The organism is Ancylobacter vacuolatus, from assembly GCF_030813595.1.
Lineage (GTDB): Bacteria > Pseudomonadota > Alphaproteobacteria > Rhizobiales > Xanthobacteraceae > Ancylobacter > Ancylobacter vacuolatus.
The window spans coordinates 194771-213764 of the sequence record NZ_JAUSUH010000005.1 but is presented as its reverse complement, the minus strand read 5'-3'; the positions used below and the strand labels follow the sequence as shown (position 1 = coordinate 213764).

The 18994-nt window shown below is 68.1% G+C and carries 22 protein-coding genes and 1 tRNA gene; 9 read left to right on the top strand and 14 right to left on the bottom strand.

The features are described from left to right. Positions 1-39 precede the first annotated feature (39 nt). Complete coding sequence (mnmA, locus tag J2S76_RS13440) at positions 40-1227, bottom strand: tRNA 2-thiouridine(34) synthase MnmA (RefSeq protein WP_307061165.1); 1188 nt, start codon at positions 1225-1227, stop codon at positions 40-42. A 313-nt stretch (positions 1228-1540) separates the two neighbouring features. Here mnmA and sciP point away from each other — a divergent pair, with 313 nt between their 5' ends. Continuing rightward, complete coding sequence (gene sciP, locus J2S76_RS13435; protein ID WP_018963919.1) at positions 1541-1816, top strand: CtrA inhibitor SciP; 276 nt, start codon at positions 1541-1543, stop codon at positions 1814-1816. Positions 1817-1898: 82 nt separating this feature from the next. On the opposite strand, the gene J2S76_RS13430 is transcribed toward sciP, so the two are convergent. From J2S76_RS13430 to phnG, 9 genes are all read right to left on the bottom strand, one after another. Next, positions 1899-2534 (bottom strand): hypothetical protein, encoded by a 636-nt coding sequence (locus tag J2S76_RS13430; RefSeq protein WP_307060948.1) that lies wholly within the window; start codon positions 2532-2534, stop codon positions 1899-1901. Positions 2535-2584: 50 nt separating this feature from the next. Then, complete coding sequence (phnN, locus tag J2S76_RS13425) at positions 2585-3184, bottom strand: phosphonate metabolism protein/1,5-bisphosphokinase (PRPP-forming) PhnN (RefSeq protein WP_307060947.1); 600 nt, start codon at positions 3182-3184, stop codon at positions 2585-2587. Then, the gene (locus J2S76_RS13420; RefSeq protein ID WP_307060946.1) at positions 3181-4320 is read right to left on the bottom strand and encodes an alpha-D-ribose 1-methylphosphonate 5-triphosphate diphosphatase; all 1140 of its coding nucleotides are present in this window, start codon (positions 4318-4320) and stop codon (positions 3181-3183) included. The genes phnN and J2S76_RS13420 overlap by 4 nt, the downstream gene beginning before the upstream one ends. Before the next feature lie 139 nt (positions 4321-4459). After that, complete coding sequence (gene phnL / locus J2S76_RS13415) at positions 4460-5173, bottom strand: phosphonate C-P lyase system protein PhnL (protein WP_307060945.1); 714 nt, start codon at positions 5171-5173, stop codon at positions 4460-4462. A gap of 208 nt (positions 5174-5381) precedes the next feature. Next, positions 5382-6158, bottom strand: coding sequence for a phosphonate C-P lyase system protein PhnK (phnK, locus tag J2S76_RS13410; RefSeq protein ID WP_307060944.1), 777 nt, complete (start codon positions 6156-6158; stop codon positions 5382-5384). Positions 6159-6366: 208 nt separating this feature from the next. After that, on the bottom strand, positions 6367-7266 hold the full coding sequence (locus tag J2S76_RS13405) for an alpha-D-ribose 1-methylphosphonate 5-phosphate C-P-lyase PhnJ (protein WP_307060943.1): 900 nt from the start codon (positions 7264-7266) through the stop codon (positions 6367-6369). Then, on the bottom strand, positions 7263-8390 hold the full coding sequence (locus J2S76_RS13400) for a carbon-phosphorus lyase complex subunit (protein WP_307060942.1): 1128 nt from the start codon (positions 8388-8390) through the stop codon (positions 7263-7265). The genes J2S76_RS13405 and J2S76_RS13400 overlap by 4 nt, the downstream gene beginning before the upstream one ends. A gap of 3 nt (positions 8391-8393) precedes the next feature. Next, positions 8394-9011: a phosphonate C-P lyase system protein PhnH gene (gene phnH / locus J2S76_RS13395; RefSeq protein ID WP_307060941.1), complete on the bottom strand. Its 618-nt coding sequence runs from the start codon at positions 9009-9011 to the stop codon at positions 8394-8396. Between the two features lies 1 nt (position 9012). After that, complete coding sequence (gene phnG / locus J2S76_RS13390; protein ID WP_307060940.1) at positions 9013-9489, bottom strand: phosphonate C-P lyase system protein PhnG; 477 nt, start codon at positions 9487-9489, stop codon at positions 9013-9015. A 130-nt stretch (positions 9490-9619) separates the two neighbouring features. Between phnG and phnF the strand changes: the two genes are divergently transcribed. After that, positions 9620-10366, top strand: coding sequence for a phosphonate metabolism transcriptional regulator PhnF (gene phnF, locus J2S76_RS13385; RefSeq protein ID WP_307060939.1), 747 nt, complete (start codon positions 9620-9622; stop codon positions 10364-10366). Between the two features lie 11 nt (positions 10367-10377). Beyond that, positions 10378-10986, top strand: coding sequence for a pyridoxamine 5'-phosphate oxidase family protein (locus tag J2S76_RS13380; RefSeq protein WP_307060938.1), 609 nt, complete (start codon positions 10378-10380; stop codon positions 10984-10986). On the opposite strand, the gene J2S76_RS13375 is transcribed toward J2S76_RS13380, so the two are convergent. Beyond that, positions 10980-12092, bottom strand: a complete 1113-nt coding sequence (locus J2S76_RS13375) for an alpha-hydroxy acid oxidase (RefSeq protein ID WP_307060937.1) — start codon at positions 12090-12092, stop codon at positions 10980-10982. The genes J2S76_RS13380 and J2S76_RS13375 overlap by 7 nt on opposite strands. Before the next feature lie 148 nt (positions 12093-12240). On the opposite strand from J2S76_RS13375, the gene J2S76_RS13370 reads away from it, so the two are divergent. Next, positions 12241-12852, top strand: a complete 612-nt coding sequence (locus J2S76_RS13370) for a hypothetical protein (protein ID WP_307060936.1) — start codon at positions 12241-12243, stop codon at positions 12850-12852. Here J2S76_RS13370 and J2S76_RS13365 read toward each other — a convergent pair. Beyond that, positions 12827-13756: a metallophosphoesterase family protein gene (locus J2S76_RS13365; protein ID WP_307060935.1), complete on the bottom strand. Its 930-nt coding sequence runs from the start codon at positions 13754-13756 to the stop codon at positions 12827-12829. The genes J2S76_RS13370 and J2S76_RS13365 overlap by 26 nt on opposite strands. Before the next feature lie 87 nt (positions 13757-13843). Here J2S76_RS13365 and J2S76_RS13360 point away from each other — a divergent pair, with 87 nt between their 5' ends. Together J2S76_RS13360 and J2S76_RS13355 are read left to right on the top strand one after the other, a co-directional pair. Then, entirely contained in the window at positions 13844-14305 is a 462-nt protein-coding gene (locus tag J2S76_RS13360) for an NUDIX domain-containing protein (RefSeq protein ID WP_307061163.1), read from the top strand. Between the two features lie 122 nt (positions 14306-14427). Beyond that, a tRNA-Met gene (locus J2S76_RS13355) sits at positions 14428-14504 on the top strand. Positions 14505-14587: 83 nt separating this feature from the next. Here J2S76_RS13355 and J2S76_RS13350 read toward each other — a convergent pair. Both J2S76_RS13350 and J2S76_RS13345 read right to left on the bottom strand, forming a co-directional pair. Then, a complete protein-coding gene (locus J2S76_RS13350; RefSeq protein WP_307060934.1) occupies positions 14588-15115 on the bottom strand; it encodes a BA14K family protein in 528 nt (175 codons plus the stop codon). 208 nt (positions 15116-15323) lie between these two features. Next, positions 15324-15761: a GlcG/HbpS family heme-binding protein gene (locus J2S76_RS13345; RefSeq protein ID WP_018387196.1), complete on the bottom strand. Its 438-nt coding sequence runs from the start codon at positions 15759-15761 to the stop codon at positions 15324-15326. A gap of 221 nt (positions 15762-15982) precedes the next feature. Here J2S76_RS13345 and J2S76_RS13340 point away from each other — a divergent pair, with 221 nt between their 5' ends. The 3 genes from J2S76_RS13340 (at position 15983) to J2S76_RS13330 (ending at position 18942) form a co-directional block, all read left to right on the top strand. After that, positions 15983-16966 (top strand): TRAP transporter substrate-binding protein, encoded by a 984-nt coding sequence (locus J2S76_RS13340; RefSeq protein ID WP_307060933.1) that lies wholly within the window; start codon positions 15983-15985, stop codon positions 16964-16966. A 144-nt stretch (positions 16967-17110) separates the two neighbouring features. Further along, entirely contained in the window at positions 17111-17626 is a 516-nt protein-coding gene (locus J2S76_RS13335; protein WP_307060932.1) for a TRAP transporter small permease, read from the top strand. Then, complete coding sequence (locus J2S76_RS13330; RefSeq protein WP_307060931.1) at positions 17623-18942, top strand: TRAP transporter large permease; 1320 nt, start codon at positions 17623-17625, stop codon at positions 18940-18942. The genes J2S76_RS13335 and J2S76_RS13330 overlap by 4 nt, the downstream gene beginning before the upstream one ends. The last annotated feature ends 52 nt before the right edge of the window (positions 18943-18994 follow it).

The following is an 18994-nucleotide window of genomic DNA, read 5'->3' as shown; positions in this document are numbered from 1 at the left end:
AATGCCGGGCCGGCGCCCGTTCCCTTGCGTAACGCCGACTCACGCCGAACGTGCCATCATCTCCACGTTAGGTGTCAAAGCGGTGAACGGCGCCGCCGAACGGCGGATCACCCCGCCGCCGAGCATGCGGGTGCCGGCCTCGCCATCGGCATAGAACACGCAGGCCTGCCCCGGCGCCACGCCTTCCTCGATGCCGTGCAGCCGCACCTCGACCCCGCCGCCCGCCGCCTGGGCGAGATGGCCCGGCACCGGAGCGCGGGCCGAGCGCACCTTCACGTAGAGTTCGCGCTCGCGGGCGGCGGCATCCTCCAGCGTCTCCTCGCCGAGCCAGTTCACCTCGTCGATGCCGATGGCGGAAACCCCGAGCGCCGAGCGCGGGCCCACCACCACGCGCCGCTGCGCCGCATTGATGCCGACGACATAGAGCGGCTCGGCGGCGGCGATGCCCAGCCCCTTGCGCTGGCCGATGGTGAAGCGCATCACCCCGGCATGCCGGCCCAGCACCCGCCCGTCGAGATGCACGATCTCGCCCGGCTCGGCCGCCTCGGGGCGCAGCTTCTCGACAATGGCGGTGTAATGCCCGTTGGGCACGAAGCAGATGTCCTGGCTGTCCGGCTTTTCCGCCACCTTCAGCCCAAAACCTTCGGCCAGCGCCCGCACATCCGGCTTGGTGGTCTCGCCGAGCGGAAAGCGCAGCATGTCGATCTGCGCCTGGGTGGTGGCGTAGAGGAAATAGCTCTGGTCCCGGCTCTCGTCGAGCGGGCGGAACAGCCCGCGCCGGCCGTTCTCCAGCGCGCGGCTGGCGACATAATGGCCGGTGGCGAGAATATCGGCGCCGAGGTCGCGCGCGGTTTCCAGCAGATCGCGGAACTTCACCGTGCGATTGCAGTCGACGCAGGGAATGGGCGTCTCGCCGGCGGCATAGGCATCGGCGAAGCGCTCGATCACCGCGTGGCGGAAGCGGCTTTCATAATCGAGCACGTAATGGGGAATGCCGAGCTTCTCGGCCACGGTGCGGGCGTCATAAATGTCCTGGCCGGCGCAGCAGGCGCCGGGGCGGTGGTGCATCGCCTCGCCATGGTCGTAGAGCTGCAGCGTCACGCCCACCACATCATAGCCCGCCTGCGCGTAGAGCGCGGCGACGACGGAGGAATCCACGCCGCCCGACATCGCGACCACGACGCGCGTCTGGCTGGGGGGGCGGTCGTTGTCGTCGAGACGGATCATGGGCGGTGGCTTGCGAAACGGCGTGAGGACAGGCGCGGCGAGAAAAATCGACACGGTGCGTCGCTCTATATAGGGCACCTCGGCGATTTCATGAACCCTGCCCGGCAGCGCCCGCCCCGCGTGGTAACACTTTCCTCCCCGGCGCGGCCCGGCGTCATTGCCGTTGCGGCATTAAAAGTAAACAAAGTCCTTCGCAAATATTAACGAAGCAGCAAACACTTAGCTCTCACCGACACGTGATTCGCTTAGGAGAATATTTAAATCTCCAGCGCTATGCTTACGGCATTGGTCGTGTGTATTGAGTGAGTGAAACATGACAGAACCCTATCGCCCGAGGGTGAAGTATGTAATCGGGCCGGACGGAAGTCCGCTGACCATTGCAGATCTGCCCCCGCCGAACACCCGGCGCTGGGTCATTCGCCGCAAGGCGGAAGTGGTTGCCGCCGTTCGTGGCGGGCTCCTCAGCCTTGAGGAAGCCTGCAGCCGTTATACATTGACGACAGAGGAATTTCTTTCCTGGCAGGCGTCGATTGAACGCCACGGCCTCGCCGGCCTGCGCACCACGCGCATCCAGCAGTACCGGCAGTAAAAGGGGCGACGGCGTTCGACATTTCCGGCCGCCGCCGCCCGACGTCCTTCTCCCACGACAGCCCGGCTTCAGAGCCTCCGCATCAGCGCTCCAACGCCTTGAGATAGTCGCGCCCCGTCAGCGTGAACGGTGCATAGCGGCCGGGCCAGGTCTCTTCCCGCGCGCGCCGGCTGGTCCGGCAGCGGGGATCATAAGAATAGAGATCGGACCAAGTCGCCTCGCTATCGAGCGCGCGGACATATTCGACAAGCGGCGGCAAGGTCTCGACCGGATCTTCGGCGCCAAGGTCGAAATTGATCTCCAGTCCTTCACCGACATACACCGTCACGGCGGGGTACTGGGCGATGTCGACCAGACACACGCTCACCCTGTCGATCTCGTCCAGCGCGCGAATGAACGCGGAGGGACGTGAGCGTGCATTGAGCCCGTGAAGATCGAGCATGAGACGCGGCGCCACCCGCCGGGCCGCCCCTCTGAGCTGCCCCGGCCTGCCGATCTGCAGGAACTCGACAAAGGGCGGCGCGTCCTCTGGCTGGGCGAAGCTGATTTCGAGATTGCCGTAAAGCCAGTACGGCTGTTGCGCCGCATGCGGCGCCGGCTCACCGATCGTCTTGATCGGCTCTCCCAGCAGGGCGACGATCTCCTCCATCGAAGCGCCGGGCCGAACGGGCCCGAGGCAGCCGGTGTTGAGGAAATCGAGAAGCGATACGCGGATCATGCCTCATCATAGCTGAAGCGAAGCGGTGGGAGATCCGGCGCGGCCGCCTCTCAGGTGAGCCCCCGCAAAAACCCCGCCAGCGCCTCGCCGGCGGTCTCCACCGCGCCGACATTGAGCACGGTGAGGTCCGGCGGGGCGTCGAGCGGCGGTTCGCGCTTCAGCCGGGCCAGCACGTCCTCGGCACTTTCGCGGCCGCGGGCAGCGATGCGCGCGGCCAAGATCTCGGTCGGCGCGGTGACATGCACCAGCTTCACCCGGGCAAAGCGCGCCCGCGCCTCGCCCACCGCCGCGCGCGAGCCATTGGCGACGACGATGCGGCCGGCCGAAATATCCTGCGCGACTTCCTCGCCCAGCGCGTAGCTCAGCCCATTGGCCTGCCAGTGCAGCGGAAAGCGCCCCTGCGCCAGCCCTTGCGCAAAGGCGGCGGCGTCAACGCTCACATGGTCCTCGGTGGCGTCGGTGGGGCGGGTGATGCGGCGGCGGGCGAAGCTTATGTCCGCGCGCCCCACCAGCCTGTCGCGGGCATAGGCGAGCAGCGTGTCCTTGCCGGCACCGGAGGGGCCGACCACCAGCACCAGCAGGCCGGGGCCGAGCTTCTCCCCGCCGCGCTTTTCGTCCACGCCCGGCGCCACCCTCACATCCTCACTCACGAAATCCGCTCCCCCTGCCGCCACACCGCCCGCGCCACCGGGCCGGCGCCGGCCACCGACACGCGGATGAAATCGGCCCGCAGCCCCGGCGCCAGCCGGCCGCGATCGGTAAGCCCGGCCGCCGCCGCCGGGTTGGCGCTCACCATCGCCACCGCCTGCGGCAGGGTGATGGCCGGCACACGCTTCGGCAGGTCAAAGGCGGCCAGCATCAGGCTGCCCGGCACATAGTCGGACGAGAGGATATCGAGCACCCCGCGCCGCGCCAGGCTCTCGGCGGCGACATTGCCGGTGTGCGAGCCGCCGCGCACAATGTTCGGCGCGCCCATCAGCACCCGGATCCCGGCGCCATGCGAACCCTCCGCCGCGCTGTCGGTGGTGGGGAATTCGGCGATGGCGACGCCATCCTCGATCGCTTCCGCCACATGGGCGTCGGTGGCGTCGTCATGGCTGGCCAGCACGATGCCCTGCCCGCGCGCCATCGCCACCAGCCGGGCGCGGTTCGGCCGGGCGAAGCGGGCATGCGCGTCCATCCGGTCGGCGACGATGATGTCGAGATCGGCATCGCTCATGCCGCTCTTCTTCTTGTAGTAGCTGCGGAACTGCGCCTCGGTCATGAACTGGCGCTGGCCCGGCGTGTGGTCCATCAGCGAGATCAGCCGGACCCCGGCGCTCTCCACCAGCGCGCCCGCTTCCTCCACCACGCCATCGGCCGTCACCTCGCAGCGCAGATGCACGAAATGCTCCGCCCGCAGCACCCCGGCCTCGCCCGCCTCGCGCAGGGTGCGGGCGAGCAGCGGCGCGTCGCCATCCATGCCCACGGCGCGCTTGTCCGGCCAGACCCGCAGCGAATCGAACACGGTGGTGATGCCCGAGGCGGCGATCTGCGCGTCATAGGCGGTCACGGCGGCGAAGGCGTTCCAGGTGACGCGGGGACGGGGGTAGAGATGGCCCTCGACATGGTCGGTGTGCAGCTCGACAAAGCCCGGCAGCACATAGTCGCCGCCCATATCCACCGCCCCGCGCGGCGCCGCCCCGGTGCCGATCTCGGTGATGAAGCCGTCGCGCACGACGAGATGGCCCTCAATCACCACCTCTTCCAGCACCAGCCGGGCATGGGCGTAGACGGTCTCAATCATTTTCATATCCCTGCGGAACCGGTGCACCGTTGCCGTTTCGTCAGGACCGGGCGTGTCCCGGTCCTCCACGTTTTGCTTTCGCCGCCCAAGTCGTGGATCCCCGGGTCACGCCGGGAAGGACGTTGTTGGGTGGGCCCCCTCACGCCGCCGCCTTGGCGAAGTCGGTCACGTCGATCACCCGGTCGCAGGCGGCCTCGCGCACTTCCGCGTCGTGGAAAATGCCGAGAATGGCGACGCCGGCCCGCTTCTTCTCCGCGATCAGTTCCACCACCACGTTGCGGTTGGCGGCATCGAGCGAGGCGGTCGGCTCGTCCATCAAGAGCAGCGGGCGATGGGCGATCAGCCCGCGCGCAATGTTCACCCGCTGCTGCTCGCCGCCCGAGAAGGTGGCGGGCGGCAGGTTCCACAGCCGCTCCGGCAGGTTCAGCCGGGCGAGCAGGGCGCCGGCCCGCGCCACCGCTTCCTCAGGCGGCACGCCGTCATGGATCAGCGGCTCGGCCACCACGTCGCGGGCGCCGACGCGCGGGATCACCCGCAGGAACTGGCTGACATAGCCCATGGTGGTGTCGCGCAGCTTGATCAGCCGGCGCGGCGAGGTGGAGGCGACGTCGACCATTTCCTCGCCGTCCCGCACCCGGATCGTGCCTTCATCGACGCGGTAATTGCCGTAGACCATCTTCAGCAGCGAGCTCTTGCCCGCGCCCGAGGGCCCGCCCAGGGCGACGCATTCGCCGGCGTAGAGGTCGAAGCCGGCGCCGTTCACCACAGGCAGCCGCGCCCCTTCGCGCAGATGCAGGATGAAGGTCTTGGCGACGCCGGAAACGGACAGGATGGGTAAAGAGGGTTTGCTCATGGCCGCCTCGGCTCTGTCGCGACATCCTTCGAGGAGCGCTGCGCGCGCACCTCAGGATGACGTTGGAGGGGTGGAAACGCAGGACGCCTCCCATGGGAGCGCACCGGCACCCCAGGATGACGGAGAATTTCCGTCATCCTGGGGTGCCGGGCAAAGCCCGGCCTCGAAGGATGTCGCCGGGATATGCCCTTCCAGTCGCTGGTCATGCTCACGCCGCCAGAACCGAGGAGACGAGCAGCTGCGTGTAGGGCTCGCGCGGGTCGTCCAGCACCTGGTCGGTGATGCCGGTCTCGATCACCCGCCCGTGCCGCATCACCACCATGCGGTGCGACAGCAGCCGCGCCACGGCGAGGTCATGGGTGACGATGATCACCGCCAGCCCCAGTTCCGCCACCAGGCCGCGAATGAGGTCGAGCAGGCGCGCCTGCACCGACACGTCGAGCCCGCCGGTCGGCTCGTCCATGAAGACGAGGCGCGGCCGGGTCACGAGGTTGCGGGCGATCTGCAGCCGCTGGCGCATGCCGCCGGAAAAGGCGCGCGGGTCGTCGTCGATCCGGTCGCCGGCGATTTCCACCTTGGCCAGCCAGTCCAGCGCCTCGTCGCGGATATGGCCATAGTGGCGCCAGCCGACCGCCATCAGCCGCTCGCCGACATTGCCGCCGGCCGAAACCGCCATGCGCAGCCCGTCGGCCGGGTTCTGCCGCACGAAGCCCCAGTCGGTGCGCATCAAGAGCCGCTTTTCCGCCGCGCCGAGGCTGGCGAGGTCTGCCAGGCGCCCGTCGCGCAGCCGGTAGGAAACGCGTCCCGCGCTCGGCTCCAGCTCGGTGGAGAGCAGGCCGAGCAAAGTCGACTTGCCCGAGCCGGATTCCCCGACCACGGCGAGCACCTCGCCGGGATAGACCTCCAGCGACACGTCGCGGCAGCCGATCCGGTTGCCGTAATTTTTCGAGAGCCCGTCGGCGATCAGGAGGGGTGTGTCGGTCATGGCTGGTGTCCCTTCACGGTCAGCACGCGCCGAACCTGCATCCTTCGAGGCTCGCTGCGCTCGCACCTCAGGATGACGTTGTTCTGTGCGCGGGACAGAATCCCAGGATCACGGGAGACGCCCGTCATCCCCGGATGACGGGAAACACCCGTCATCCTGAGGTGCCGGGCAAAGCCCGGCCTCGAAGGATGGTCGGTGGAGAGCGCACTCATGCCCCCTCTCCCACCGGGGCCGCCATCTCCCCCCGATGCCCCGCCACCTGCCGGCCGTTGCAATAGTCGGTGTCCGAGCACACGAACATCCGCCCGCCCTTGTCGTCGAGGATCACCTCGTCGAGATAGACCCCCGTCGCCGCGCACAGCGCGCAGGGCTTGGCGAAGCGCTGCACCTTGAACGGGTGGTCCTCGAAATCGAGCGAGCGCACCCTGGTGTAGGGCGGAATGGCGTAGATGCGCTTTTCGCGCCCGGCGCCGAACAGCTGCAGCGCCGGGCAATCATCGAGCTTGGGATTGTCGAATTTCGGGATCGGCGAGGGGTCCATCACATAGCGCCCCGCCACCTCAACCGGGTAGGCATAGGTGGTGGCGATATGGCCGTGGCGGGCGATGTCCTCATACAGCTTCACATGCATGAGGCCGTATTCCGCCAGCGCATGCAGCTGCCGCGTCTCGGTCTCGCGCGGCTCCAGAAAGCGCAGCGGCTCGGGAATCGGCACCTGGTAGACGAGGATCTGGTGCTCGGCGAGCGGCGTCTCCGGCACACGGTGGCGGGTCTGGATGACAGTCGCCTCAACCGCCGAGGTGGTGGTGGCGACACGGGCGGTCTTCTCGAAGAAGCCGCGAATGGCCACCGCATTGGTGGTGTCGTCGGCGCCCTGGTCGATGACCTTCAGCACATCCTTCGGGCCGAGCACGGCGGCCGTCACCTGCACGCCGCCGGTTCCCCAGCCATAAGGCATCGGCATTTCGCGCGCCGCGAAGGGCACCTGATAGCCCGGCACCGCGATCGCCTTGAGAATGGCGCGGCGGATCATCCTTTTGGTCTGCTCGTCAAGATAGGCGAAATTATACGTGATCTCGGGCATGCCCCCGACAGCGTGGGCGTTCATTCCGCCGCCTCCTTCATGTCAGCCGCGCGGCGGCTTTCCTCATGCTCGGCCCGCATGCGGCGCACGAGATCGAGCTCGGCCTGGAAATCCACGTAATGCGGCAGCTTGAGGTGCTCGACGAAGCCGGTCGCCTGCACATTGTCGCAATGGGAGAGCACGAATTCCTCGTCCTGCGCCGGGGCGCCGCGCTCCTCGCCCAGTTCCTCCCAGCGCAGCGCCCGCTCGACCAGCGCCATGGAGAGCGCCTTGCGCTCGCACTGCCCGAAGACGAGGCCATAGCCGCGGGTGAACTGCGGCGCGGTGGTCGCCGTGCCCTTGAACTGGTTGACGCTCTGGCACTCCGTCACCTGCACCGTGCCGAGCGAGACCTCGAAGCCGAGTTCCGGCGCCTCGAAGATCACCTCGACATCGCCGAAGCGGATCTCGCCGACAAAGGGGTGCGAGCGGCCATAGCCGCGCTGGGTGGAATAGCCGAGCGCCAGCAGATAGCCCTCATCGCCGCGCGCCAGCGTCTGCAGCCGGGTCGAGCGGTCGACGGGATAAGAGACCGGGGCGCGGGTGATGTCGAAGGGCTCGCTGCCATCATCGGCGGGCGCGCCCTCGATCAGCCCCTCCTGCCCGAGCAGATCGGTGACGCGCGGCATGGAAACGGGCGCGGCGGCGTCATCGGCCGGTTTGGCCTCACTGGCCTGATCGTCCACCTCATTGGCCGGATCGGCCACGCCCAGAGAGGTATCCAGCAGCCGGTGGGTATAGTCGAAGGTCGGCCCCAGCAGCTGGCCGCCGGGCAGGTCCTTATAGGTGGCCGACACCCGCCGGCGCACCAGCATCTCCGCCGTGTCGAGTGCCTTCGCATAGCCGAAGCGCGGCAGGGTGGTGCGGAAGGCGCGGATGAGGAAGATCGCCTCGATCAGGTCGCCGCGCGCCTGCTTCACCGCCAGCGCCGCCAGCTCCACATCATAAAGCGAGCCCTCCGCCATCACCCGGTCCACCGCCAGCGTCAATTGCTGCGCGATCTGGGCGAGGCTGATCGAGGGCAGATTCCTGTTTCCCCTCCGACGCTTGGCGAGAAGCGCGTGGGCGTTGCGGATGGCCTTTTCGCCGCCCTTGGCCGCCACATACATCGCTCAACCCTCCTTCACGGTGACGGAACGCGGCAGGCCGGCGACACCGCCCGGCCCGGCCAGCAGCAGATCGACCCCGAGCGGGAATCCGGCCCGGTTCTCCGCCATGCGGGCGATGAAGTCCGCCGGCAGCGGCGCAGCGCCGAAAGCGGCGCGGCCCTGAACCCCCGGCCCTTCCAGCACCAGCCCACCGGTGAAGGCTTCCACCTGCAGGATCAGCGTGGCGGAGGTGTCCGGGAATTCGGGCGAACCCTGCGCGAAATCGAAAAAGTCCGGCATATCAAGGGGTTCGGCGATCAGCGCGAAGCGTGCCTCGGCCGCATCCTCGACAACAGGCGCCCCGGTATGAAAGCGCAGGAAGGCGGCGACCTCAGGCACGCGGGCCAGCGCCGGGTCCAGCCAGAGCGGGGTCTCGTAGTCGCACAGCGCCAGCACCAGCGCCGCCGCTTCCGGATTGAGCGGCGCCGGCGGGGTGAGCGCGGCCGCGATCGGCTCGACCCGACCGGGGCGGGAGAGCGCCCACATGGCGGCGCGGAAACTGGCCTGCCCATCGAGCACAGGATCAATGAAACCAGTGGCAAGGCAAGAGGTTAGGCTGGTGTCGGAAGTGGCGACGGACATGTCAGTCCTCCCCGCGCACGAGGGTGAAGAAGTCGACCTTGGTCGCCGCCGTCTCGGTCCGCACCGTCGCCGCCTCATCGGACAGCCGCGCCCGCACCGGCGCCAGCGCGTCTTCCACCGCCGCACGCCGGGCCTCGTCCTGCCACAGCGCGTCGAGAATGGCCGCCGCGCGGGCCGCCTTGAGATCGCGCCCGAGGCGATAGGCGAAGCCGGCGGCGCCGCCCTCCAGCCGGATCGCGGCGCGAGAAACCGTCGCCTCGCCGAGATTGAACGGGGCGCCATCCCCGCCCGTCCGTCCGCGCAGCATCACCAGCCCGACTTCCGGCGGCTTGAGGTTGGAGGCGGCGGGAAGCGGGCCGAGGCGCACCAGGATGGCGTCGAGCTCGGCCGATTCCGCCCGCGCCATCACCGCCATCACGCCCTGCCGCGTCGCACGCCAGGCGTTGGCATTGCTGGATTCTTCTGGGGAAGACTGCATCTGGAAATCCGCGCCTGCGGGCCGCAAAGGCCGTTTACATTTCGGCGGATTTGTATATTCATCTATACAAATAGGCAAGCGCAGTTTTTTGCACCGCGGTGAGAAGATGAACCCGACCAACGACAGCGCCATGACATCGCCCCCCTCCCCGGACGAGGACGTGGCGCGCGGCACCGGTGTTTCGCTGTGGAAGCAGATCGCCGAGCGGATCGAGGCCGACATCGTCGAGGGCCGTCTCGCCCCCGGCGCGCGCCTGCCGACGGAAAACGAGCTGGCGGAACGCTTCGGCGTCAATCGCCACACCCTGCGCCGGGCGCTGGCCCACCTCACCGAGCGCCGGCTGATCGAGGCGACGCCGGGGCGCGGCACCTTCGTCAAGGAACCGCCGATCCGCTATCCCATCGGCCCGCGCACCCGCTTCTCCGAGATCGTCTCGCGCGAGGGCCGCGCGCCCAGCGGGCGGCTCATCGGCTCGCGCGTCGAGGCGGCCTCAGCCGAGATCGCGCAGGCGCTGGGCCTGGCGCCGGGTGCCAAGGTGCTGCGCATTGACATGATCCGCGAGGCCGACGGCGTGCCGATCACCGTCGCCTCGCACTGGTACGAGGCCGGCCGCTGCCGCGACCTCGATTTGCTGGTCGCCGCCACCGGTTCGGTGACGCGGGCGCTGGAAACGCTGGGCCTCGGCGATTATCGCCGGCTGGAAACCCGCATCACCGCCCGTCCCGCCGATGAGGAGGATCGCCGCCTGCTCGCCCTCCCCGCCGGCCGCACTGTCATGGTAGTGGACGCCATCAATGGCGACCCGCAGCGCCGGCCGATCCAATATTCCCGCGCCCGGTTCTGTGCCGATCGCGTGCAGCTCATCGTGAAGAACTGAAAGGACAGACCATGGCCGCCCTCACCACCCTTGAGGACCTTCGCGCACTCTATGGCGAGACGCGCGAGCGCAGCCGCCGCAAGGTGCTGCCGGCCATCGATCCGCATGCCCGCGCCTTCATCTCCTATTCGCCGCTGGTCATGCTGTCCTCGATGGGCGCGGACGGGCGCGCCGACGTCACCCCGCGCGGCGACGCGCCGGGCTTCGTGATGGTCGAGGACCCCGGCACGCTGCTCCTGCCCGACCGGCCGGGCAACAACCGGCTGGACACACTCACCAATCTGATCGCCAACCCGGCAGTAGGCCTGCTCTTTCTCATCCCCGGCGTCGACGAGACGCTGCGGGTCAATGGCCGGGCGGAAATCCGCGACGATGCCGATCTCGTCGCCCGCTTCGTCGTCAACGGCAAGCCGCCGGCGACGGTGCTGCGCATCGCGGTGGAGGAAGTCTATCTGCACTGCGCCAAGGCGTTCATGCGTTCGGGCGCCTGGAACCCGGACAGCTTCCTGCCGCGCGACCGGCTGCCCAGCATGGGCGAGATGCTGCGCGACCAGCTCGGCATGGCCAGCGCCGAGACGCAGGCCGAGATGCTGGAGCGCTACCGCGCCACGCTCTACTGACCGCCCGGCCGATCGGCCGGCCAGATCACCTGCGGGCCGATATCGGCCAGCGTCCGGCAGCCGGTGAGCACCATCGCCACCTCGAACTCGCAGCGGAGAAGGTGCAGCACATGGGCCACGCCGGCCGGGCCGGCCACCGCCAGCCCGTAAAGGCAGGGCCGCCCGACCAGAACGGCACGCGCGCCGAAAGCGAGCGCCTTCAGCACGTCCGTACCGCGCCGGATGCCGCCATCCATCAGCACCGGCACCCGCCCGGCCACCTGCCGCACCACGGAAGGCAGCGCGTCGAGGCTGGCCGGCACCGTGTCGAGCACCCGCCCGCCATGGTTGGAGACGATCAGCCCGTCGACGCCGTGCGACAGCGCCGTCTCGGCGTCTTCGGCCGTCAGTATGCCCTTGAGCAGGATCGGCAGCAGGGTGAGCGAGCGCAGCCAGGCGATGTCTTCCCAGCGCGCGGCGACATCGAGGAAGCCGCGGAACATCAGGCTCTCGCCCAAGGCCGCCTCGGCGATATGGCGCGTGTGCAGCCCGCGCAGATTGGCGTGCTCGGAGAGCTTCGGCCCGACATAGCCCGCGCGCTGTTCGCGGTTGCGCAGGCTGTGCACCGGCGCGTCCACCGTCACCACCAGCGCGCCATAGCCCGCCGCTTCGGCGCGGCGCACCAGTTCGGCGGTGAAGCCGCGATCATGCTGGATATAGAGCTGGAACCAGAGCGGCGTGCGCGCCGCGCGGGCGATTTCCTCCAGCATCACGTCCGACTCGGTGCTCGCCACCATGCCGGCCCTCGCCCCGCCTGCCCCGACCACGGTGGCGATCTCCGCCTCCGGCACGGCGAGGCGGTGATGGGCGGTGGGCGCGACCAGAATCGGATGGGCGAAGGACTGGCCGAACAAGGAGAGTTCCGTGCCGCCACCCTTGAAGTCGCCCAGCACCCGCGGGGCGAGCTGGACCTTCTCGAAGGCCGCGCGGTTCCAGCGCAGCGTCGCCTCGTCCCCCGCACCACCGGAGAAATAGGCGTAGGCCTGCGGGCTCAGCCGCGCCTGTGCCAGCGTTTCATAGTCGTCCAGCGCCACCACCCCGGCCGGTATCGCATATTCGCCCGACATGCCGCCTCCGAAGCCCCGCTGCCGCTGTTCGCCGCGCCCGGTCCGCTTCATAATCGCTTGTGGGCGAAGATGCAGCATAGGGCGCCGCGAACGGCCCATTAACCCGATGGCGCCATGATGGGGCGAGGGAAACGGGGATTTTTGGGCGATGGACGACGAGCGCCTGCGTGGCGAGACGCCCGGCCTGTCGCTGCGCGAGGCGATCCGCGCCGCCCGCATGGAGGCGGCGGAGCGTTCCGGCGTCATCGTCGAACTACGCGACGCCACCCTCGCCCGCCTGTCCATGCTGAACGAGCTGCTCGACCCGGTGTTCGCCCAGGTGCCGCTGGAGCATGTCGACCTGTTCGATCGCGGACTGATGCCCGGCGAGATTCCGCGCCTGTTCATCGACATGGTGGCCCATGTGACGCTGGCCCGCGACCGGCGCACTTATCGCTTCCTGCAGGACACCCGCTCGGGCCGCCATGTGCTGGCCGAGAGCACCAACCCGAACGACATTGTCGATGCGGTGACGCGCTACATCGCCCGCCGGCTGATCGCCCGCGAGCAGGCGATGGTGAGCGTCGGCACGCCGCCGGAGATCGAGGCCGCCGTGCCGCATCCCGCGCCGCATCATCCCGCCATGGCCGCGCCCGTCCCGGCCACGGGCCGGCAGGGCGGGGGCCTGGCCTTCGTGCTCGGGCTGATTTTCGGGGCGCTGGCCACGTTGGCGCTCGCGACCCTCTACCCCGAGATCATCGACCGGTTATGGCTTCGGTGATCACCCGTGTGCTGCGGGAGGCGACCGTCGTCTCGCCACGCTGGAAGCCGCGCGCCTCCATGGTGCAGCGCCAGGGAAAGCCGGCACCGCCGACCCGCTCGATGCGGTAGAGGTGATAGCCGCCCGGCCAGTGCCGGTCTTCCGGCCCGGCGGCGAAGGACGGCGCCTCGACGACGGGGATCAACCCGGAATTCGGCCCGGGGATCATCTCCACCATCGGCACATGGTCATGGCCGCAGATGACCAGCTCGGCGCCGTGGCGGGCGAGCACGTCGCGCACCGCCACCTCGTCGATCAGCCGCTTGTGCCCGGCGCGCAGACCCGCCGGCGGGTGATGGATCATCACCACGCGAAACAGCCCTTCGGCGCCCAGCCCATCGAGCACCGCGCCCAGCCGCTCGCGCTGCGCCCGCCCGACCTTGCCGGTGGCCATGAAGGGGTGGGTGGGAATGGCGCTGGAGACGCCGATCAGCGCCACATCGCCGCGCCGTCGCACGAAGGGGAAGGCGCTCTCATCGGTCACGTCGCCATTGACGCCGTCACCCCGCATATAGTCGCCCCAGTTGAGCAGCGAATGATGGGCGGTGGAGCGCACATAGGCATCGTGATTGCCTGGCACCACCGTCACATCTGGCCCGTCGCCGAGCGATTTGAGGAAATTCAGCCCGGTGGCGAATTCCGCCGCGAGGCCGACATTCACCAGATCGCCCGTCACCGCGATATGATCGGGCGCCATCGCCTTGATGTCGTCGACCAGCAGGTCGATCGTGGCGATGGAGAAACGGTGCTGGCGGCCGCGCCGCCAGTTGAGCACGCCGAGCGCCCGCTTTCCGGCCAGCTCGGCGAAGCGAGCGCGCGGCAGCGGTCCCAGATGAGCGTCGGTGACATGAGCAAGGACAAACACGGGGGTTTCCTTATCAGCCCGGAGCGGGGAAAGGAAAGCGCCAGTGGTCACGCTTTCGCCAGCCCTCCCGGTCTGCCGCCCACGCCCATGCCGGCCTCGCGTCGGCTTCTGGTGCGCCTGCTGCATCTGTGGGGGCGGTGGACGCGCGGGGTCACGCTCGGCGTGCGCGCCGTGGTCATCGACGCCGATGGTGCCGTGCTGCTGCTGCGCCACACCTATGTGCCCGGCTGGCACCTGCCGGGCGGCGCGGTTGACCCGGGCGAGACGGCCGAGGCCGCCATCCTCCGCGAATTGGAGGAGGAAGCCGCCATCCTCGCGACGGGGCCGCGCCTGCACGGCCTGCTGCTGAACCGCAATCTCGGGGCGCGCGACCATGTCGCGGTCTATGTGGTCGAGCATTTCGAGCAGGGCCAGCCCCGGGTGCCGAATCGCGAGATCGCCGAAATCGGCTTCTTCCCACCGTCCACCCTACCGCCGGACACCACCCCCGCCACACGCCGGCGCCTTGACGAAGTGCGGGAAGGCCGGCCGGCGCCACCCCATTGGTAAGGCCTTTGGATGAAGCCGTCGGGGGCAACGCGCTTTCCCGCCTTGACACCGTCCGGGCCGCTTCCTTATATCGCGCCACTTCGCAGGTCGGTCGTCACTCGATGGGTGGGCCGGTTTGTTGTGGCGGGGTAGCTCAGCTGGTTAGAGCACGGGAATCATAATCCTGGGGTCGGGGGTTCAAGTCCCTCTCCCGCTACCACAACAACCTGAGACGTCTGCAAAATCACGGCGCAAAAAAGCCCGGCCGAAGCCGGGCTTTCCGTCACCGCATGCGCGGAAGGTTCACGGCGAAACGCACTGCTGGCGCGGGCCGTTATAGGGCTGGAAGGTGTTGTCCGACGCCCGGTAGGAGCGATACTGGCTGGCGCACCACTGCACATGGTTGCTGCCGCCCGAATAGGACTGCGTGGGCTGGTTGGCCGCCGCACCGAGCACGCCACCGAGGATCGCGCCGGCCGCGAACGCACCAGCGGGGAAATACCAGCCATTATACTGGCGGTAGCCCGGCCGGTAATAGTTATAGCCGCGTTGACCATTGTAATAATGGTAGCCACCCTGGCGGTAATAGCCGCGGCGCGCGCCCTGACGATAGCCCTGGCGGTTTCCCTGGCGATAACCCTGCCGATAGGCCCGGCGGTTATTGGGGCGGTACTGGACGTTTTCCACCTCGGCAACCGGATTGGCCGCCGCCACCGGCGCACTCGCGAGCGGCGCCGCAACCTGCGGCATCATCGGCAGCGCCACGACCGGCGCTGCAGCGGAAGTAAAGACCATTGCGGCCGCAGCAATGGCAATAGACAATTTTTTCATCGTAGCATTCCTCCGATATATTGACCGTTGCTGATGTAATAACGGCCTGCCGATGAATGCTCGCTGAACGAAAAACTATCGAGGGTTGACAGGTTTTTGAACAGACGTTCACAATCGCCGCAGTACGGCCTTCGATGGTCTTAACGCAGAAAGGCGCGCGGGGTTCCCGCGCGCCGTCGCCGACCGGTATTTAATTCCCGTTGAAGCGTCAGTCGGCGCCGGGATCGGCGACAAAACCTGCGGCCGCGATGCCGGCGCTGGCCGCCGCCTCGTCATTCTCCGAGGTGTCGCCGGAGATGCCGACCGCGCCGATCACCTCCCCCGCCGCGTTGCGGATCAGCACGCCCCCCGGCACCGGCACCAGCGCTCCGCCGGCGAGATGGCTCACGGCGGCAACGAAGAAGGCCTGCTCCTTCGCCCGCTTGAAGATCGAGCGCGAGCCCATGCCGAGCGAGAGCGCGCCATAGGCCTTGCCATGGGCGACCTCGAAGCGCTTCAGGCTGGTGCCGTCTTCCGCCGCCGACACCTTCACCGCGCCGCGCGCATCGAGCACGACCACCGCCATCGGCTTGAAATTGCCGGCGCGGCACTGGCCGAGCGCGGTGGAGAGGATGGTCTGGGCGGCGTCGAGGCTGAGATCGGACATGCGTTTCCCCTGCATTGGGCGTGTTTTTCGGGTCCCGACTGTGCCTTTCGCGACCGGGCCGTCAAGTCTCGCCTTGCCATGACGGCTAATTTTTGCATTCATAATTCATAGTTCGGTTTTGCTAGGGATCGCCGACGCCCGTCCGGCGTCGGTCCCCGACCCTGCCGCGCAACAGAAAAGCACCGGAAAACCGGGCACGAGGAAACCCAAAGGAGCATGCCATGATCCGCATCACGCGAATCGTGTCGGCGATTGCCGGCACACTCTTGCTTGCCGCCAGCGCGGCGGCCGCGCCCATCGAGATCAAGCTGGGCCATGTGGGCGAGCCTGGTTCGCTGTTCGACCAGACCTCGCAGGAATTCGCCAAGCGCGCCAACGCCAAGCTCGGCGACAAGGCCAATGTCACCGTCTACGGCTCCAGCCAGCTCGGTGGCGACACCGAACTGCTGAAGAAGCTGAAGCTCGGCACCGTCGACCTCGCCCTCCCCTCGACCGTGATGACGACGGTCGCACCAGAGTTCGGCGTGTTCGAGATGCCCTATCTGGTCAAGGACCGCGATCACGCGGCCAAGATCCGCGACGCCGTCATCACCCCCGTGCTGGTCCCAATCGCCAAGGAAAAGGGCTACGAGATCATCGGCGTGTGGGAGAACGGCATCCGCCACGTCACCAACAACACCCGGCCGGTCAACAAGCCGGACGACCTCAAGGGCATCAAGCTGCGCGTGCCGCAGGGCGTGTGGCGGGTGCGGATGTTCCAGGCCTATGGCGCGACGCCGAGCCCGATGGCGCTGTCGGAAGTCTTCGTCGCGCTGCAGACCGGGGTGATGGACGGCCAGGAGAACCCGCTGGCCCAGATCTACCCCTCGCGCTTCCAGGAAGTGCAGAAGTACCTGTCGCTGACCGGCCACGTCTACACGCCGGCCTATGTCACCGCCGGGCGCAGCTGGTCCAGGCTGCCGCCGGACGTGCAGAAGGCGCTCGCCGAGACCGCCGTCGAGATGCAGCCCGTCGCGCTCGACATCGCCGCCCGCCTCGATGGCGAGCTGCTCGGCAAGCTCAAGGAAGCCGGCATGCAGGTGAACGAGGTCGACAAGGCCGCCTTCATCGAGGCGTCGAAGCCGGTCTATGAGGAGTTCGCGAAGGAAGTGCCGGGCGGCCAGAAGCTGGTCGACGACTCCCTCGCCCTCGGCAAGGGCTCCTGAGCCCCCTTCCGGCCGGCGGCCCCTGCGGCACGCCGGCCGGAACGCCGCACGAACCTCCCCCCGCTCCTTACAGAACGCGCGGCCGAGCGCCCGCGCCCGTGGAACAGGCACATGCTCGCACTCAGAAGATCCTATGACCGGATCTTGGAAATTATCGCCGCAGTGCTGATGGCGGCCCTCACCGTCATCATCGTGCTCGGCTTCGTGTTCCGGGCCGCCGGCCTGTCGCTGGTCTGGTATGACGAGATTGCCTCGATCGGCCTGTGCTGGCTGACCTATTATGGCAGCGCGCTGGCCGCCCTGCGCGGCGCCCATATCGGCTTTCCCGGCATCGTCAACGCCTTCCCGCCCTCGCTGCGCGTTGCCAGCACCATCCTGGCGGAGATCATCGTGCTGGTGTTCTTCGTCATCCTCACCGTCACCGGCCTTGAGGTGCTCGACATCCTGCAGGGCAGCACGCTGGTCTCGCTGCCGAACGTGTCGCTGGTCGTCACCCAGTCGGTGATCCCGATCACGGCGGTGCTGTTCATCATCGCCGAACTGATGCGCTTTCCCGAGGTGCTGGCCGCCGCACGCGGCGCCGGCTTCGAGGATCACGAGCTGAAGGAAGCGCTCGAAACCATTCAAGAGACCCCGGCAAGCGGAGGCACCCCCCGATGAGCAGCACAATGGGTCTGATGTTCCTCGGCCTGTTCGGCATGGTGCTGCTGAACGTGCCGATCGCGGTGGCGCTCGGCATGGTGGCGGTGGTTGCCATCTGGGCGACGCAGGGCGCCGACATGCTGCCGAATGTGGCGCTGGTCATGTTCGAGGGCGCCACCAACTTCCCGCTTCTCGCCATTCCGCTGTTCATCCTAGCGGGCGGCATCATGAATTCGTCGTCGATCTCGCGGCGGCTGATCAACCTCGCCTCCGCCATGCTCGGCTTCGTGCGCGGCGGCCTCGCCATGGTGACGATCGGCTCATCGATGTTCTTCGCCGAGATTTCCGGCTCGGCGGTGGCCGGTGTCGCCGCGCTCGGCTCGCTGCTGATCCCAGCCATGAAGAGCCGCGGCTACAGCAAGGAGTTCGCGGCCGCCATCTCGTCCTCCTCGGCGAGCCTTGCAATCATCCTGCCGCCCTCCATCCCGATGATCCTCTACGCGGTCATGGCGCAGGTCTCGGTGGTGAAGATGTTCATCTCCGGCCTGCTGCCCGGCCTGCTCGGCGGCGCCGGCCTCGCCCTGGCGAGCTGGTACTACGCGGTGAAGAACGACTTCCCGGTGGAGCAGCGCTTCGCCTGGAGCCGGCTGGTGACGGCGTTCCGCGAGGCGCTGTGGGCGCTGATGCTGCCGGTCATCATCCTGGGCGGCATCTTTGGCGGCTTCGTCACCGCCACCGAGGGCGCGGCGGTCGCCGTGGTCGCGGCGCTGTTCATCGCCATCGTGGTCTATCGCGAGCTGAGCTTCACCGCGCTCTACCGCGCCTTGGTCGACGGCGCGCTTCAGACGGCGGTGGTCATGCTGCTGGTCGCCTCCTCGGCGCTGGTCGGCGTGTTCCTCACCGAGAGCCGGGTGCCGCAGGCGCTGGCGAGCTCGATCGCCGATTTCACCACCAACCCCTATCTGGTGCTGCTGCTGCTCAACATCCTGTTCCTCATCCTCGGGATGTTCCTGCATTCGGCGGCCGCGATCATCCTGACCGTGCCCATCGTCCTGCCGCTGATCCAGCAGGTGGGCATCGACCCGGTGCATTTCGGCCTGGTGCTGACGCTGAACCTCGCCATCGGCCAGCAAACGCCGCCGGTCGCCTCGGTGCTCATCGCCGCCTGCTCGATCGCCAAATCGGATATCTGGCAGACCACCAAGGCCAATCTCGGCTTCCTGTTCGTGCTGCTCGTGGTGCTGATGATCTGCACCTATGTGCCCTGGTTCGCCCTGGCGCCGACGCAGTGGTTCTATGGCGACCCCTCGATCGGGGCCATGCCGACGAACTGACGCGCAACGCCCGAGGCCCCAACCTCCCCGGTTTCGACCGGGGAGGTTTTTT

Bases quoted from the DNA above. Each gene is read 5' to 3' on its own strand.
- J2S76_RS13340 (WP_307060933.1), top strand. From the start codon at position 15,983: ATGATCCGCATCACGCGAATCGTGTCGGCGATTGCCGGCACACTCTTG.
- J2S76_RS13420 (WP_307060946.1), bottom strand. From the start codon at position 4,320: ATGATTGAGACCGTCTACGCCCATGCCCGGCTGGTGCTGGAAGAGGTG.
- phnG (WP_307060940.1), bottom strand. From the start codon at position 9,489: ATGCAGTCTTCCCCAGAAGAATCCAGCAATGCCAACGCCTGGCGTGCG.
- phnK (WP_307060944.1), bottom strand. From the start codon at position 6,158: ATGACCGACACACCCCTCCTGATCGCCGACGGGCTCTCGAAAAATTAC.
- phnL (WP_307060945.1), bottom strand. From the start codon at position 5,173: ATGAGCAAACCCTCTTTACCCATCCTGTCCGTTTCCGGCGTCGCCAAG.
- sciP (WP_018963919.1), top strand. From the start codon at position 1,541: ATGACAGAACCCTATCGCCCGAGGGTGAAGTATGTAATCGGGCCGGAC.
- J2S76_RS13360 (WP_307061163.1), top strand. From the start codon at position 13,844: ATGCCGGCCTCGCGTCGGCTTCTGGTGCGCCTGCTGCATCTGTGGGGG.
- phnF (WP_307060939.1), top strand. From the start codon at position 9,620: ATGACATCGCCCCCCTCCCCGGACGAGGACGTGGCGCGCGGCACCGGT.
- J2S76_RS13375 (WP_307060937.1), bottom strand. From the start codon at position 12,092: ATGTCGGGCGAATATGCGATACCGGCCGGGGTGGTGGCGCTGGACGAC.
- J2S76_RS13370 (WP_307060936.1), top strand. From the start codon at position 12,241: ATGGACGACGAGCGCCTGCGTGGCGAGACGCCCGGCCTGTCGCTGCGC.
- J2S76_RS13380 (WP_307060938.1), top strand. From the start codon at position 10,378: ATGGCCGCCCTCACCACCCTTGAGGACCTTCGCGCACTCTATGGCGAG.
- mnmA (WP_307061165.1), bottom strand. From the start codon at position 1,227: ATGATCCGTCTCGACGACAACGACCGCCCCCCCAGCCAGACGCGCGTC.
- J2S76_RS13405 (WP_307060943.1), bottom strand. From the start codon at position 7,266: ATGAACGCCCACGCTGTCGGGGGCATGCCCGAGATCACGTATAATTTC.
- phnH (WP_307060941.1), bottom strand. From the start codon at position 9,011: ATGTCCGTCGCCACTTCCGACACCAGCCTAACCTCTTGCCTTGCCACT.
- J2S76_RS13345 (WP_018387196.1), bottom strand. From the start codon at position 15,761: ATGTCCGATCTCAGCCTCGACGCCGCCCAGACCATCCTCTCCACCGCG.
- J2S76_RS13400 (WP_307060942.1), bottom strand. From the start codon at position 8,390: ATGTATGTGGCGGCCAAGGGCGGCGAAAAGGCCATCCGCAACGCCCAC.
- J2S76_RS13350 (WP_307060934.1), bottom strand. From the start codon at position 15,115: ATGAAAAAATTGTCTATTGCCATTGCTGCGGCCGCAATGGTCTTTACT.
- J2S76_RS13330 (WP_307060931.1), top strand. From the start codon at position 17,623: ATGAGCAGCACAATGGGTCTGATGTTCCTCGGCCTGTTCGGCATGGTG.
- J2S76_RS13430 (WP_307060948.1), bottom strand. From the start codon at position 2,534: ATGATCCGCGTATCGCTTCTCGATTTCCTCAACACCGGCTGCCTCGGG.